Genomic DNA, 15,121 nt, shown 5'->3' on the forward strand with positions numbered 1-15,121 from the left:
TTACAGTTTTGGCGAAATATAAGCAGCATCGTTAATCGGCGCAGCTGCAAATCCAACCATCCTGCAGTCATCCCAGACACAACACTAAGGTATTCAAAGGAACGGCTTCTACCGCCAACACGGTATATCACAGACAGACAAACAAAATGATACCGGTTTTATATTCCGCCAAAACAGGGTATTTTTTGTAGTTTTGGCGAAATATAAATTATGGGAGCAATCGTTGGAAGAACTGAAGAACTCCAGGTACTCTCCGATATAAAAAAGACACCCGAAGCAGAACTGGTTGCTGTTCACGGGAGAAGAAGGGTAGGCAAAACCTACCTGGTCCGGAGCATTTTTGAAAAGGAGATCGTATTTGAAATCTCCGGATTACACAATGCTTCCCTGCAGGAGCAATTGGAACATTTTAAAGATTGCCTTTCAAAAACAGCGCGCAAAAAGAAACTGCCCATACCCGAAACCTGGCTGCAGGCATTTCAACAGCTGATCAGGGCTCTTCCGCCCGGAACGGCAAAAAGCAAAAAGGTGGTGTTTTTTGATGAGTTTCCCTGGCTCGATTCTCCGCGGTCTGGTTTTATGCCGGCCTTTGAAAATTTCTGGAACAGCTGGGCGTGCCGGCAAAAAAATCTTATAGTGATCATTTGCGGATCCGCAGCCTCCTGGATGATCCGCAAAATTGTAAATAATAGCGGTGCCCTGCATAACCGGCTTACCCGGCAGATCCGTCTGCTGCCCTTTTCATTGGCCGAAACCGAACAGTTCTTCCGGGCACAGGCAATTAAACTGGACCGGTACCAGGTGCTGCAGTTATATATGGCAATGGGAGGTGTACCGCAATATCTCAAACAGGTCAAACGCGGTGAAAGTGCCGTACAGGCCATCGACCGGATTTGCTTCACCAGGGGCGGTTACCTGTCCAATGAGTTCAGCAATCTTTACTGTTCTCTTTTCGACAGTGCCCAACCTCATATTCGTATTGTGAAAGCCCTCGCCCAAAAGCCCTCAGGACTTACCCGGAATGCGATCATTGATATGCTTCGCCTGTCGTCCGGAGGGGGCATTACGCAAATCCTTGATGAACTGACAGAATCCGGGTTTATCAAATCCTATATCCCCTTCGGGAAAACCGTTAAGAACAGCATTTACAAACTAACCGATGAATACTCCTTGTTCTACCTGAAGTTTATAGCTCCCAACAAGTATTCAGGGAAAAGCACCTGGATCAAACTGTTCAATACGTCTTCCTGGAAAAGCTGGAGCAGCTATGCATTTGAAGCCATCTGTCAAAAACACCTGGAACAGCTAAAAGCGGCGCTTGGTATTTCCGGCATTCATACCCGGGAAAGTATCTGGCGGGCTGCAGCTCCAACCCCTGCCAGGCAGGATGCCCAGATCGACCTGGTTATCGACCGCAACGACCGTTGCATCAATCTTTTTGAAATGAAGTTCTCTTCCAGTCAGTTTGTAATCTCCAAATCATACCGGACTACCTTATTCAATAAGCGGGAACTTTTTATCGAAACGACGGGAACAAAGAAAACGGTGTTTACAGGGTTTATGACCACCTTCGGGGTAAAAAATGCAGATGATTATGCCGGCCTCATCCAGCATCAGCTTACGATGGATATCCTCTTCCGCCCCGCCGAATCCTCCGTTTAGTCCTCTCTTAAATGCTTTCCGGTTAGGTGAATGAATACATCTTCGAGATTGGCCTTCTTTACTTCCTTTGGACGTTCAAAACCGGTTGCTACCAGGTTATCGATTAACTGGTCGGGGGTATCGAGGGCAACAATTTCGCCGGAATCAATGATCGCGATCCGGTTGCACAGGTATTCGGCTTCATCCATATAATGCGTGGTGATAATGACCGTGGTTCCCTCCGCATTGATCTTCCGGATTAACTCCCAAAGGTTTCTCCGGGCCTGCGGATCAAGACCGGTAGTGGGCTCATCTAAAAAAATCACCCGGGGTTTATTGATTAATGTGGTGGCAACCGAAAACCGCTGCTTCTGCCCTCCGCTCAGGTCCTTGAATTTTGCCCGCGCTTTCTCTTCCAGATTCACCGCTTTCAACAGGTCCATCGCATTCACCCGCTGGTTGTATAAACCCGCAAAAAGATCAACCAACTGCAAAAGATTCAGACCGGGGTAGTATCCGCTGGCCTGAAGCTGCACGCCGATAATCCCCTTAATGGCATCCGGCTCCTTATCCAGGTCATACCCTCCCACCATCACTGCGCCGCCTGTTTTCTCCCTCAATGTTTCGATAATCTCCAGCGTTGTGGATTTCCCCGCACCATTAGGGCCCAGCAGCCCAAATATTTCACCTTCATACACTTCAAAAGAAATGCCCTTTACTGCGCGAAACTGATCGTAATCCTTTACCAGGTTGCTAACTGAAATGATGGGAGTTGCCATGCGCTAAAACTACAAATAAGTTGGTAATTGTTAGCGGGATTATTTTTGGTACAGGTGACGGGTATCAGCTATCAGCAATCAGAGGATCTCATTTGGGATACGATACACTATTTTGCGATGTAGCGCCTTCATTGATCTGTTATTATCCAGCCGAAGCAGCACTGCTGAAAACTAAACGCGCTCCTTCCCCGGTAATCAGATTTATTTTTCCGCGCCTTCCTGTATTTCTTAAAAAAGGGCGACCTTCGCCCGCAAATAAAAACAATGAAGGTATATAAGTTCGGCGGTGCCTCTGTAAACAGCGCAGAGCGGGTTTCCAATGTAGCAACCATCCTGGAGCGTTTTCCTGATGAGGAACTGGTCATTGTTATTTCTGCGATGGGCAAAACCACCAATGCCCTTGAAAAAGTGGTGCATGCATATTACGATCATAAGAAGGAAGAAGCCCTGCAACTTTTTGATGAAATCAAAAGACAACATATTACTACAGCTAAATACCTGCTGGTAACACATTACCTGGCTTGCGAAGCTCGATTAAAGGATTTTTTTACCGAGGTAGAGTGGATGATGCATGACCAGCCGGTTCGCGAATTTGATTATTACTACGACCAGGTGGTGAGCATTGGCGAACTATTGTCTACCTGTATTGTGAGCGCTTACCTTTCAGAACGGGGAATTTCAAATGAATGGATCGATGTGCGGGATATTTTCCGGACAGATGATAATTTCAGGGATGCCAATATCAACTGGAACTATACCCAGCAGCAAATTGATGCGAGGATCCGCCCCATTCTCCAGTCAAAAAAATGGATCGTCACACAGGGATTTGTTGGTGCTACCGATGAAAACGAAAGTACCACCCTCGGCCGGGAAGGCAGTGATTATTCCGCAGCCCTTTTTGCAAACATGCTCAACGCAACAAGTCTTACCATCTGGAAAGATGTCGAAAGTGTCATGAGCGCCGACCCTAAAAAAATCCCGGATGCCGTGCCCATCCATGAGCTGAGCTATAACGAGGTTATTGAGATGGCGTATTACGGGGCCCAGGTTATTCACCCCAAAACCATCAAACCCTTACAAAACAAAAATATTCCTTTATATGTAAAATGCTTTCTGGATGCGGACCTTCCGGGCACCGTGATCCGTGACCGCATGAGCAAAGGCCTGCCTCCGATTATCGTTATTAAAGAGAACCAGGTAATGATGGAATTAAAAACAAAAGATTTTTCCTTTGTAGGCGATGCACATGCCTACCAGTTGTACCAATGGTTTAACGAGCATTCCCTGAGACCCACGCTTACACAAAACGGGGCCATCAGTCTTATTTTTGCTTTTGATAACTGGGAGGAAAAGATCGGCCGGTTTTCATCAGCAGCAGCAGAAGTGTTTGATGTACATATAACACCCGGGCTTACCCTGACAACCATCCGGCATTACAATCAAACCGCGTTAGACCGCTATATTGGAAATAAGGAAATACTGGTACGGCAGCAAACACAAAAGAACATCCGCGTGCTGCATCGTTAGTGCCGTCGAGTGCTTATTCGCCGCCAACGGTAATTGTTTGAACCATTTTCTTTGCCACCGGTTTTTCACGTAAAATGGCGGGCGTCCAAGCCGGCATTTTTTCCATTTTTGACAGCAGCACTTTATCAAAATAGTCGTCAACCCCACCCTTCAGAATTTTAAAGTTCACCGGGCTTCCGTCTTTATCTACAATAAATTCCAATTGCACATATGCATGTGTAACACTGTCGGGCAATTCTTTTGACATTTCGGTGCCAACGCGTTTTACAAATGCCGAAAATGCCGCAGCACCACCGGGATACTCCGGCCATTTGGCCACCGCATCCGCCACAAAATCTACCTTCCGGTGGCTTGGAACAAAATTCGACTTGGGACGTTGTTTCGGCTGGAACCGGGGCGCCAGCACAGGGGCATCGCTGATCACATACTCGCCGTTGTCTTTCGTCATAACCACCGGCAGCTGCTTATGCTGTTCAAAATACTCAAATGCCTCTTCCAGCTTTACATTGAGCGCCTTATAAGAAGGATCGGCTTCCAGCATTTTATTCAGATACTCATAACTTTTCTTTACACTATAATTAACCGGGAAGATATGAACGGGTATATAGTCGAGCCCTGCGCTCTTGGCACTGGCCGTCAGGATATATAACTCGTCGATCTGATCATTTTTAATAGGGATACAGCCCACCGTTGCACATCCTCCGTGAATAAAGATATCCCCACCCGGCTTTGCCTGGTCGGCAAGAATGCGATCGGATGCATTGGGATAATTCAGCCCCAGTGATAAATAATAAGTGCTGTTGGGGTTGAATTCATTGATATAATAAAATCCTTCCGGCACCTGGTAATCACCTTCGAATCGCTTAGGGCCCAGGGATCCGGCCAGCGCGCATACTTTATAAATTTTCAGAAGCTTGTATTCTTCTTTAATCGAGTTCTTTACCCATACCTCCAGTTGACTGTCGTATTTGAAAGAGCGGAGGTATACATACTTTGCCGGCCAGTCGAGCCCCTTTAATTTAAACAGGCTTTTCAGATACTCTCCCTTTTTCTGAAAAGACTCTTTAGGGCGCGGCAAACTGGTCTGCGCGTCAAAAAAAGCACCATAAGACGCCGCGGATGAATAAGAAGTTTGAGCTGCGCTGAATATTGAAAATGCAAAAATGCTGGTTATTGCAATAAATCCCTTTTTTCCTCTCAGTTTTAAAGCCATTTTAAATCAATAATAATTCGCCGGATAATAAATCGCCGCTTGTTTAAAGAATCGTTCCTACACTAACGGTCTCTACGCTCATTACAACGAAAAAACGAGACAGATATTTCGGTAACACGTTACAAATTATCTACAAATTTAGCTTTTCTATGTTAAAAAATATGTAATATGACTTTCATCATTGAATTTCATTTACTTACCTGTCTTCTGCAAATTTGCGGTCCGGATGACGGAAGGTTCTTTCAAAATCCTAATTTTGGAATCCGATGATTGATTTACGTTCAGATACTGTTACCCGCCCCGCCCCCCGCATGCTGCAGGCCATGATGACGGCCACAACGGGGGATGATGTTTTTGGAGAAGACCCTACCGTGAACGAGCTAGAGGCCCGCTGTGCCGCACTGTTTGATATGGAAGCCGCCCTATTTTGTTCCAGTGGCACCCAAACAAACCAGATCGCCATTAAATGTCATACGCAACCCGGTGATGAGGTCATCTGTGATGCGGAGGCACATATATACCAGTATGAGGCCGGAGGCATTGCCTTTAACTCCGGCGCGTCGGTTCGCCTGCTACAGGGCGACCGAGGGCGCATTACAGCGGTCCAGGTAGCAGCCGCCATCAATCCGGACGATATACATAAATCTGCAAGCAAACTGGTATGTATTGAGAATACCAGCAACCGGGGCGGCGGCAGCTGTTATGAGATAGAAGAATTGAAACGGATTCAGGGTGTTTGCAGAGAACAGGGATTGAGCTTTCATCTCGACGGCGCGCGTTTATTTAATGCGCTTGTTGCCAGAAACGAAACACCGGAACAATACGGCCGGTTATTTGACAGTATCTCGGTATGTTTTTCCAAAGGACTAGGATGCCCGGTTGGCAGCATGCTCCTGGGCAGTAAGCCGTTTATTGCCCGGGCAAGGCGCTTTCGCAAAGTATTCGGAGGCGGCATGCGCCAGGCGGGCATTCTTGCTGCCGCAGGCCTTTATGCCCTCGAACATCATATTCCGCGGCTACAAACCGACCATGCACACGCAGCAGCCATTGCCAGCGCGCTCCGGGATTGCCGCTTTGTTGAAAACATTTTACCGGTAGAAACAAATATCATTATTTTTGAAACGAAGGACATTGCAGCTGCCGACCTGGTTGCCCGCCTTGCGGCAAACGGAATCCGTTGTAATGCCGTTGCCCCCTGCAGGGTCCGTTTTGTATTGCACCTGGATATTACAGAAACAATGGTACACCAGGTGATTGAAAAGATCAGCAAACTTTAAAACTAGTAAAGAAAAAGATATGTTACCAACCCAAAATCCGTCCAAAACCAAAAGCTGGAAAAAATTAGCCGCGCATGCAGCAACTATGAAACAGGTGCATATGCGGAACCTGTTTGCTGCCGACGCACAACGCTTTCAAAAATATTCGCTTCAGCACGAAGATCTTCTTTTTGATTACTCGAAGAACCGGATCACAGACGAAACCCTTCAATTGTTAACGGAACTGGCCAGGGAAACCCGTTTGCAGGAAGCGATCCGGGCGATGTTTTCCGGAGCGCTCATCAATCAGACCGAACAACGGTCTGTGCTGCATATCGCGTTGCGGTATTTTGGAAAAGAGGCCATCCTCAGCAATGGCGAAAATGTGATGCCGGCGGTGCGCAGGGTGCAGCAGAAAATGAAGCGCTTTTGCGAAGCTGTACATAATGGAACCCATGTGGGCTATACCGGAAAAAAAATCAAATCCATTGTAAATATCGGCATTGGCGGAAGCGACCTGGGCCCCTTTATGGTTACGGAAGCCCTGAAGCCCTACACCGTTAAAGGCATTGAAGCGTATTTTGTTTCCAATGTGGATGGCACCCAGATCACAGAAACGCTAAAAAAACTGAATCCCGAAACCACCCTTTTCCTGATTGCCTCCAAAACCTTTACCACCCAGGAAACCATGACCAATGCGCATACCGCCCGGGATTGGTTTTTAAAAAAGGCCAAAGACAGCAAGCAGGTATCCAAACACTTTGTAGCGCTGAGCACTAATGAAAAAGAAGTAAAAAAGTTCGGTATCGACACAAAGAACATGTTTGAATTCTGGGATTGGGTTGGCGGCCGTTATTCATTATGGTCGGCTATCGGTTTGTCCATCGCCCTCACCATCGGCTACAACCACTTCGAGGAGCTCTTAAAAGGAGCCCACAATATTGATACGCATTTTAGAACCGCCCCGTTTGAACAAAACATCCCCATAATAATGGCCCTCACCGGGCTATGGTATACCGATTTTTTTGGCGCAGAAACGGAAGCCATTCTCCCCTACGACCAGTACCTACACCGCTTCCCCGCTTATTTCCAGCAGGGTAATATGGAAAGTAACGGAAAAAGTGTGGACCGCAACGGGAAAAGGGTTACCTATGCCACCGGGCCGGTGATCTGGGGCGAACCCGGCACCAACGGGCAGCATGCCTTTTATCAGCTCATACACCAGGGCACGCCACTGATCCCCTGCGACTTTATTGCACCCGCTCAAACCCACAATCCGGTGGGTGATCATCATCAAAAACTCCTGAGCAATTTCTTTGCGCAGACCGAAGCCCTGATGAACGGGAAAACCCTAAAGGAGGTAAAAGACGAATTGAAAAAATCGGGACTTCCAAAATCCGACATCGATCGACTGGCGCCATTTAAGGTTTTTGAAGGCAATAAGCCCACCAATTCCTTCCTGGTAAAAATGATCACACCGTATACATTAGGGCAGCTGATCGCGTTATATGAGCATAAGATCTTTGTACAGGGCGTAATCTGGAACATTTACAGTTTCGACCAATGGGGTGTGGAGCTGGGAAAACAGCTGGCCAATAAGATCCTGCCGGCCCTGGAAACGGATACACCTGTTACGGGACACGACAGCAGTACCTCGGGCCTGATCAATGCCTACAAAAAAATGCGTGGGTGACCACAGCCCGGCCGCACTGTTTTTTATCCCCCTAAACCGGATTCCGGAGCGTAAAAAATGGTTATATTTGTCGGTTAAATACCTCCGTATTTAAGAATTGGTGATATATGAAAAAAATCGAGTTAGAAATTGTGGCCTTGTCACACAGCATTACGCAAACCCATTCCTACGCCGTGGTGTTGGGCGAAGTGAATGGGTTGCGGCGTTTGCCGATTGTGATTGGCGGGTTTGAGGCGCAGGCCATAGCGGTAGCCCTTGAAAAAATGAACCCCAGCCGGCCGCTGACTCATGACCTCATGAAAAACTTCCTGGTGGCCTTTAATATCGACCTGCATGAAATCATCATTTCAGATTTGCAGGAAGGCATTTTTTTCAGTAAGCTGATTTGCTCATCGGATCATGATACGGTAGAGATCGACAGTCGCACTTCCGACGCCATCGCCCTGGCAGTCCGTTTTGGATGCCCGATTTATACCTACGAGAATATACTGGAAACCGCGGGTATTGTAATGGACGAAAAAGGAGAACCCAAACCAACAAAGGAAGAAGCCGTGGGTGGTACAACCAGTGAACCTTCAAGAGACGATCTGAAAACCCTTACTCTTGAAGAGCTCAATGCCATGCTGAACGAGGTACTGGAAAATGAAGATTATATCCGCGCCATTGCGATACGGGATGAGATCAACAGCCGGACTCAAAAATAGCCAGCCCTTTATCATCTAATACTCCGCCACGTGGTATTCTTTTCCAACTGTAAGATAAATCTGGGGTTGCATATAACAGCCAAACGTGCTGACGGGTTTCATGACCTGGAGACCGTTTTTTATCCTCTTCCGCTTTATGATGTGCTGGAGCTGATGCCCTCCGACAAAACTGAGCTGCTGCTGTACGGACTCCCCGTCCCCGGCAATAAGGAACAAAACGTGGTATGGAAAGCCTGGCACCTGCTAAAACAGGAGCTTCCGCAATTGCCTCCGGTTTGCTTTCACCTCTTAAAAAACATCCCGGCGGGCGCCGGCCTGGGAGCCGGAAGTGCCAACGGAGCCACGGCTTTGACCGCATTGAACCGTTTCTTTGATCTTCAATTGTCGCAAAAACAATTATTAAAATACGCCTTGCACCTGGGCAGTGACTGTCCGTTTTTTGTGCTTAACACGCCCAGTTACGCCACGGGCCGTGGTGAAGAACTGCACCCCCTTTTATTGAATCTCGCTGAATATCACCTCGTGGTTGTAAACCCGGGCATTCACATCAGCACCCCCTGGGCTTTCAGTCGTATCAACCCGGCACCCCCCGTGCGCTCCCTTGAAGCGCTGCCCGACCTGCCTCCATCAGCGTGGGAGCAGCTGGTCTTTAATGACTTTGAACCGCTGGTATTTGAAGCATACCCGGAAGTGGGTGCAATCAAAACCCGGTTGCTGAACATGGGCGCAGTCTTTGCCGCCATGACGGGCACCGGAAGCACCGTGTTTGGTTTGTTTAAGGAGCATCCGGATGTACCAGCGTTCCCGGATAATTATTTTGTCAAATGCATTTCCCTGGGTGAACCATTACTGCATTAGGAACGGGCAAAGATTCTTCAGGTATGCGCTCCGAATCAATAGCAGCGCCTTCACCGCTACATTTTATACTTGACACTGATATTTGCCATTTGCTATTTGAAATTTGTTTTTTAATTACTCCCCCTTACCATCTCACATTTCCACATTCCCAAATTTTCAAATTTCTAATTCAAATTTTCCGTATCTTGCAACCATGCTTATAGCAGGTATCCGCCAACTTCCGTTTTTGCGACAGCATCTTGATCTGTTGAACCACTGACATCCGTCAGGGTATACCGCCGGCTCAGTTCCGGCAATCCTTACGTTTTCTGATCCTCATTTTTTTATTTCTAATTTCTAATTTTTCTGTTTATGTCTGCAATTGCCCAAAATACAGGTAGTTATTTTATGGACCTGGAGGAAGTTTATGGCGCTCATAATTATCATCCCATTCCCGTGGTATTATCTAAAGGAAAAGGCGTTTTTGTATGGGATGTGGATGATAACCGGTATTATGATTTTCTAAGCGGTTATTCCGCCGTAAACCAGGGGCACTGCCATCCCCGCATTGTTGCTGCGTTTGTAGAACAGGCACAGCGGTTAACCCTTACAAGTCGCGCGTTCTACAATGACAAGCTGGGAGATTTTGAAAAATACATTACCACGCTGCTGGGTTATAATAAGGTGCTGCCCATGAACACCGGCGTTGAAGCGGTGGAAACGGGTATCAAGCTTTGCAGGAAATGGGCTTACGAAGTAAAAGGTATCCCTGAAAACGAAGCGGTGATCATTGTTTGCGAGCAGAACTTCCACGGAAGAACCACAACTGTAATTTCTTTTAGCAGTGATCCTTCATCAAAGAAAAATTTCGGCCCCTTTACGGATGGTTTTCTAAAAATCCCCTATAATGATCTGCCTTCATTGGCCGACGCGCTTAAGCAAAAAAACATTGCAGGTTTCCTGGTAGAACCCATACAAGGGGAGGCTGGTGTAATTGTACCGGACGAGGGTTACCTGTCTACTGCCAAACAGCTTTGCGAAGAAGCCGGTGTATTATTTATTGCCGATGAAATACAAACCGGCCTCTGCCGCACCGGGCATCTGCTGGCCTGCGATGCGGAGCAGGTAAAACCTGACATTGTGTTACTGGGTAAGGCCTTGAGCGGTGGCATGATGCCGGTGAGTGCGGTATTGGCCAATGACGAAATCATGTTAACCATTAAGCCCGGGGAACATGGTTCCACCTACGGTGGCAACCCGCTGGCGGCGGTTACTGCCATTGCTTCCTTACAGGTATTGATTGACGAAGATATGGCGGGCAATGCCCTTGAACTGGGTGCTTTTTTCCGCAAACAGCTCCAGGACCTTTCTTCACCCCATATACGCACCGTAAGAGGTAAAGGGCTGTTAAACGCTATTGAGATCAACGCAGAAGATCCGGAGGCAGCCTGGAAGCTTTGCCTGGAAATGAAAAAAAACGGGCTGCTCGCAAAACCTACACATGGAGATAAGATCCGGTTTGCGCCTCCTCTTTGCATTACAAAAGCACAGCTGGAAGACGCTGTTGAAATCATTCGCCTTTCCTTAAACAGTCTCAATGCCTAAAATCCCCACTCATTACTTTTCTTCACTGCTGATCGGCATCATTGATGGGATCATTATTCCGCTTACCGTGTTTTGTTTTCTTACGGGCCTGGGATACCCCTCTTCCGAAGCCTGGCTCTATACCGCGTATACGGCTCTGGCAACCGCTTTTTTGATGGCCGCCGGCGGCTTTTTTACCCGCCGGGAGGAGCTGTCGCATACGCATGATAAGCGGATCCTGAAGGTTTATAGAGGGCTGGATGTAGCAGATCATATCAAGGAAGACCTTATCAAAGATGCGCAACGGGAAAGTGATGAATGGAAAAGGGAATGGCATCAGAAAGCTGCTCCCGAAGAACCCCTGGCTCCTTTTAGCTACGCATTATCCATTTTTACGGGCTGTATTGCCGGCGGACTTCTGGTGCTCTTCAACGCACAACGGCAGCTTTTACCGGCCTATACCTTTTTCGTGGTTCCGGCAGTAGTATTAATTGTAACCGGGTTCCTGAAATACCGGTTATTCGGCCGGCCGGTTTGGGGAGGAATTGTTTTAACGGCGGGAGGAGGTGTTATTGCGGCTGTGGGGGCCTATTGGATTGGAACACTTATTTGATTTGAAATAGCAAAAATCAAATAACAAATAGCAAATTTTAAATGCTGTAGCGAAGATCCGGTTTATAGACTTTAGACAACAGATATCAGATGATTGACATTTAACGTCTGAAGCCAGAAAGCACCCCAGGCATGCACACGATTCACCCTGGAGCTTTAAAAATTGAACGTTACCCCCTAAACCACATCAAGCATCAAAACGGATCTCAACATGAACCGTTAAACCTGGCACCATTCTAATCCTCCTGCGCCCCATCCTCTTTTAATTCCATCTTTGGAAACAGGATGGTCAGCATCAGGATCACGGCCGCCAGCAATACCAGGTAAAGGCCAACCTGCCGTTCGGGACAATCGCCCGCTTCGCAACGACCAAAAAGAATAAAGTTCCGGATGGCCCAGGCCAGGTTTAACACGCCAAACAGGAGGTTCAGCCGCTTGGCCCAGATCCGGGCAATAAATGTGAGCAAAAGAATCACCGCCGTCAATATAAAATGGTTATACGCCGGGCTTCCGTACCGGGTACCGGTGGTATCTACCCCGGATAAAACCAGGCCCATTGACTGGATCTTTGACCAGGGCATAAAACATGCAATCGCGAGAATAATTGCAGCCAGTAGTGCGAGCCATTGAGAGCGACTAAAAATTTTCATCCTGCAAATAAAGAACAATCAGTTCTATAAAACAAGAGCGCTCCGTTGAAAAGAGCGCTCTTAAAATTTTATAGGATAAACGGTTGAATGGTCGCGTATTAAAATCAGAAGAGAACTACGCTGATCTTTTTGACCATGGGATGCAGCAACGGCCTACCCTATTAATCTAAATATTATGCCAAAATTGAAAAAGCACACTTTTCAAACTATAAATATTTATTTAGCAATAAGTTATAGGCATAGCAAGGGAATTATCGGCAAACAGGATTCCCCAAACAGGCAGCCCGATTCCCACTCTTGTTTTTCTAAAAAGCCGGTTTCCCTGTCTGGTAAGGACGCTGTTTTCGCAGATATTTACCAATCAACCCGAAGCTTGAGGAAAAAAAAATTATCTTGCAACAGTTAAAAGTCATCCCATCGGCTTTTCGTCCATTTGAGTAACATCATCAGCATACCTGTAGCCGCAGCAACCAGCGATGCGGAGCTTCTGGATCAGTTTAAACTTAAAGGAGATCAGGAGGCTTTGGCGCATTTATACCTGAGATACAGCGACTTAATTTATGGGGTTTGCCTGAAATACCTGGAAGATGCGGAAGACGCAAAAGACGCCGTGATGAATATCTATGAGGAGCTCGGAAATAAGCTGCTGAAGCATGAGGTTCAGAACTTTAAAAGCTGGTTATACGTTTTGGCCAAGAATCATTGCCTGATGATCCTGCGAGCCGCCAGGAAAAATATAACGGTTAATTTAGATACGCAGCTTGTGCAATCGGGCGATTTTTCGCATCTGGATGATATCATTGAAAAAGAAGAAGCATTTAAAAAGCTGGAAAAATGTATGAAAGCGCTTCCGTCGGAACAGGAAAAGACGATCCGCCTGTTTTATTATGATAATAAATGCTATAATGAAATAGCGGAAACAACAGGAATGGAATGGAATAAAGTACGTAGCCTGATCCAGAATGGAAGAAGGAATTTAAAAAACTGCATGGATAAAAATGCCAACTGATCCTACATATCAGTATACAATTGAAGATATCCGGCGCTATCTCAGCGGCAGTATGTCTTCTGCAGAAATGCATGACATGGAGAAAGCCGCATTGTCGGATCCGTTTCTGGCGGATGCACTGGATGGTTACGGAACGGCCACACCCGCTGTAACTGATATGCACCTGAATGAGATCCGGGGCCGTATCAGCGGACAAAAAGTTGAAACGACCCGGCGGGCTCCGGTGGTGGCACTGCATAGAACCAAATGGTGGCGCGGCCTGGCTGCTGCTGCGGTTATTGGTATTATGGCAGCCGGAGCCTGGTTTTTTATGCGCCCCGATGCCGCTACCACCGGTCAGATCGCCGGAAACACCCCACTGGTAACAGCTCCTGTTTCCCGGCCCTCCACCGATTCCGCCACGGTTCAAAGCGATCGCCTTGCAAACACTGCAGTTGAATCCCAACAGCTTCCGCCAACGGCTGCAGAAAAAAAAGCGCAGCAACCCGATATAGCAAAGAAAAGCGATATCCGGCCCAATGCTCCATTGCCTCAGGCCGCAGCAGCAAGCACTGCCGTTGCCGACAATGCAGCAGCCGCTCCGGCGCTTGAGGAAGCTGCGGCAATTCAGCCGGCTGCACCCACCCCGCAGGCAACTGCTTTAAACGCAGCCGACTCCCCGATCCGTATACGTGGTGTTCGTTCAATGACGAAGACCGCTCCGGCAAAAGAAAACGGTTTCATGATGACGGGTCCCCTCGAACAATATTATATTGGAAAAGTAACAGATAAAAGTGGAATCCCCATTCCGGGCGTCACCATCACCGCGCCTCAAAACCATTCAACCATTTCCAATGTTGACGGAAGTTTTCGCCTGCCTGCGCAGGACTCGGCCGGCAACCTGGCGTTTACAGCCCCCGGCTACATGTATAAAATGCAGCAACTCATGGCCGGAAAAACAGCCGGTATCCAGCTATCCCAAGCCGACAGCTCCCTCAGTGATGTAGTTGTTGTGGGCTACGGACAACAAAAAAAACGGGCGCTTACAAGCACCATCAGCAGTTATAAAGTAGACACCCTCCCCTATAAAGAATCCCCGTACCCGCAGGGTGGCTGGGATAGTTTTTATAATAACCTCTCCAATGAAATGGGTATAAATAAGGGAAATGCCTCCAAAGACCTGCACCTCCGGTTTACGGTGGAAAACGGCTTACCCGAAAAATTCACGGTTCTTAAAACGCCGGACGAGGCCACTGCCCAAAAGGCCATTTCGATTATTAGGAAGGGGCCCAAATGGAAAACAAGCAAGCGAAAAAAGAAAGTGGATGTAAAAATTAAGGTAGATTAAGAGACTCCAAAATCATCAAACAGGGCCGGCATGTTGACATTTTTTTAACCTACATACTTGTAAATAAATCTTCGTATGTTGTTTTGTTGACAACTTTTTTGTTTACAAAAATCCTGTAAACAATTTTCTTGTAAACAGATATGCGTTCTTTGAGCGGCCGTCAAATCACCAGTCCTCCACGGATTATGGAGTCAGGTTCCGGTCTTCAAAACCAGGGAAAGGCCTTAAACCCCGGCATTCTGCACCATAACCCGTCCGCGCCGGCAAACCGGGTCAGCTGCCAACACAA

13 protein-coding genes are annotated in these 15,121 nt (G+C 47.3%); 10 read left to right on the plus strand and 3 right to left on the minus strand.

Annotated features, from left to right (window positions below):
* Positions 1-210: 210 nt before the first annotated feature.
* Positions 211-1,662, plus strand: coding sequence for an AAA family ATPase (locus LL912_RS06880; protein WP_235552841.1), 1,452 nt, complete (start codon positions 211-213; stop codon positions 1,660-1,662).
* On the opposite strand, the gene LL912_RS06885 is transcribed toward LL912_RS06880, so the two are convergent.
* Positions 1,659-2,420, minus strand: a complete 762-nt coding sequence (locus tag LL912_RS06885; protein ID WP_235552842.1) for an ABC transporter ATP-binding protein — start codon at positions 2,418-2,420, stop codon at positions 1,659-1,661. The two genes, LL912_RS06880 and LL912_RS06885, sit on opposite strands and share 4 nt — an antisense overlap.
* A gap of 264 nt (positions 2,421-2,684) precedes the next feature.
* Between LL912_RS06885 and LL912_RS06890 the strand changes: the two genes are divergently transcribed.
* Complete coding sequence (locus LL912_RS06890) at positions 2,685-3,947, plus strand: aspartate kinase (RefSeq protein ID WP_235552843.1); 1,263 nt, start codon at positions 2,685-2,687, stop codon at positions 3,945-3,947.
* A 13-nt stretch (positions 3,948-3,960) separates the two neighbouring features.
* Here LL912_RS06890 and LL912_RS06895 read toward each other — a convergent pair whose 3' ends face one another.
* Entirely contained in the window at positions 3,961-5,160 is a 1,200-nt protein-coding gene (locus LL912_RS06895) for a L,D-transpeptidase family protein (RefSeq protein ID WP_235552844.1), read from the minus strand.
* Between the two features lie 266 nt (positions 5,161-5,426).
* On the opposite strand from LL912_RS06895, the gene ltaE reads away from it, so the two are divergent.
* From ltaE to LL912_RS06925, 6 genes are all read left to right on the plus strand, one after another.
* Positions 5,427-6,437, plus strand: coding sequence for a low-specificity L-threonine aldolase (ltaE, locus tag LL912_RS06900; RefSeq protein WP_235552845.1), 1,011 nt, complete (start codon positions 5,427-5,429; stop codon positions 6,435-6,437).
* Positions 6,438-6,456: 19 nt separating this feature from the next.
* Positions 6,457-8,109, plus strand: a complete 1,653-nt coding sequence (gene pgi, locus LL912_RS06905) for a glucose-6-phosphate isomerase (protein ID WP_235552846.1) — start codon at positions 6,457-6,459, stop codon at positions 8,107-8,109.
* 107 nt (positions 8,110-8,216) lie between these two features.
* Positions 8,217-8,813 carry a bifunctional nuclease family protein gene (locus LL912_RS06910; protein WP_235552847.1) on the plus strand — a complete coding sequence of 199 codons (597 nt, stop codon included), beginning with the start codon at positions 8,217-8,219 and terminating at the stop codon, positions 8,811-8,813.
* A 30-nt stretch (positions 8,814-8,843) separates the two neighbouring features.
* Positions 8,844-9,671, plus strand: coding sequence for a 4-(cytidine 5'-diphospho)-2-C-methyl-D-erythritol kinase (ispE, locus tag LL912_RS06915; protein WP_319941328.1), 828 nt, complete (start codon positions 8,844-8,846; stop codon positions 9,669-9,671).
* Between the two features lie 351 nt (positions 9,672-10,022).
* Complete coding sequence (gene rocD, locus LL912_RS06920) at positions 10,023-11,255, plus strand: ornithine--oxo-acid transaminase (RefSeq protein WP_235552849.1); 1,233 nt, start codon at positions 10,023-10,025, stop codon at positions 11,253-11,255.
* Positions 11,248-11,847 (plus strand): VIT1/CCC1 transporter family protein, encoded by a 600-nt coding sequence (locus tag LL912_RS06925; protein ID WP_235552850.1) that lies wholly within the window; start codon positions 11,248-11,250, stop codon positions 11,845-11,847. The genes rocD and LL912_RS06925 overlap by 8 nt, the downstream gene beginning before the upstream one ends.
* A 235-nt stretch (positions 11,848-12,082) precedes the next feature.
* Here the strand turns inward: LL912_RS06925 and LL912_RS06930 are convergent, their stop codons facing one another.
* Positions 12,083-12,496: a hypothetical protein gene (locus LL912_RS06930; RefSeq protein ID WP_235552851.1), complete on the minus strand. Its 414-nt coding sequence runs from the start codon at positions 12,494-12,496 to the stop codon at positions 12,083-12,085.
* A gap of 433 nt (positions 12,497-12,929) precedes the next feature.
* Here LL912_RS06930 and LL912_RS06935 point away from each other — a divergent pair, with 433 nt between their 5' ends.
* Together LL912_RS06935 and LL912_RS06940 are read left to right on the plus strand one after the other, a co-directional pair.
* Positions 12,930-13,505 carry an RNA polymerase sigma factor gene (locus LL912_RS06935; RefSeq protein WP_235552852.1) on the plus strand — a complete coding sequence of 192 codons (576 nt, stop codon included), beginning with the start codon at positions 12,930-12,932 and terminating at the stop codon, positions 13,503-13,505.
* Positions 13,495-14,832: a carboxypeptidase regulatory-like domain-containing protein gene (locus tag LL912_RS06940; protein ID WP_235552853.1), complete on the plus strand. Its 1,338-nt coding sequence runs from the start codon at positions 13,495-13,497 to the stop codon at positions 14,830-14,832. Before LL912_RS06935 ends, LL912_RS06940 begins: the two co-directional genes overlap by 11 nt.
* Positions 14,833-15,121 lie beyond the last annotated feature (289 nt).

This window comes from Niabella agricola, from assembly GCF_021538615.1.
In the GTDB taxonomy this organism is placed as follows: Bacteria; Bacteroidota; Bacteroidia; order Chitinophagales; family Chitinophagaceae; genus Niabella; species Niabella agricola.

Coding starts and splice junctions, on each gene's coding strand:
- LL912_RS06880 (WP_235552841.1), top strand. CDS start 211: ATGGGAGCAATCGTTGGAAGAACTGAAGAACTCCAGGTACTCTCCGAT.
- LL912_RS06910 (WP_235552847.1), top strand. CDS start 8,217: ATGAAAAAAATCGAGTTAGAAATTGTGGCCTTGTCACACAGCATTACG.
- LL912_RS06890 (WP_235552843.1), top strand. CDS start 2,685: ATGAAGGTATATAAGTTCGGCGGTGCCTCTGTAAACAGCGCAGAGCGG.
- pgi (WP_235552846.1), top strand. CDS start 6,457: ATGTTACCAACCCAAAATCCGTCCAAAACCAAAAGCTGGAAAAAATTA.
- LL912_RS06925 (WP_235552850.1), top strand. CDS start 11,248: ATGCCTAAAATCCCCACTCATTACTTTTCTTCACTGCTGATCGGCATC.
- LL912_RS06895 (WP_235552844.1), bottom strand. CDS start 5,160: ATGGCTTTAAAACTGAGAGGAAAAAAGGGATTTATTGCAATAACCAGC.
- LL912_RS06940 (WP_235552853.1), top strand. CDS start 13,495: ATGCCAACTGATCCTACATATCAGTATACAATTGAAGATATCCGGCGC.
- rocD (WP_235552849.1), top strand. CDS start 10,023: ATGTCTGCAATTGCCCAAAATACAGGTAGTTATTTTATGGACCTGGAG.
- ltaE (WP_235552845.1), top strand. CDS start 5,427: ATGATTGATTTACGTTCAGATACTGTTACCCGCCCCGCCCCCCGCATG.
- LL912_RS06885 (WP_235552842.1), bottom strand. CDS start 2,420: ATGGCAACTCCCATCATTTCAGTTAGCAACCTGGTAAAGGATTACGAT.
- LL912_RS06930 (WP_235552851.1), bottom strand. CDS start 12,496: ATGAAAATTTTTAGTCGCTCTCAATGGCTCGCACTACTGGCTGCAATT.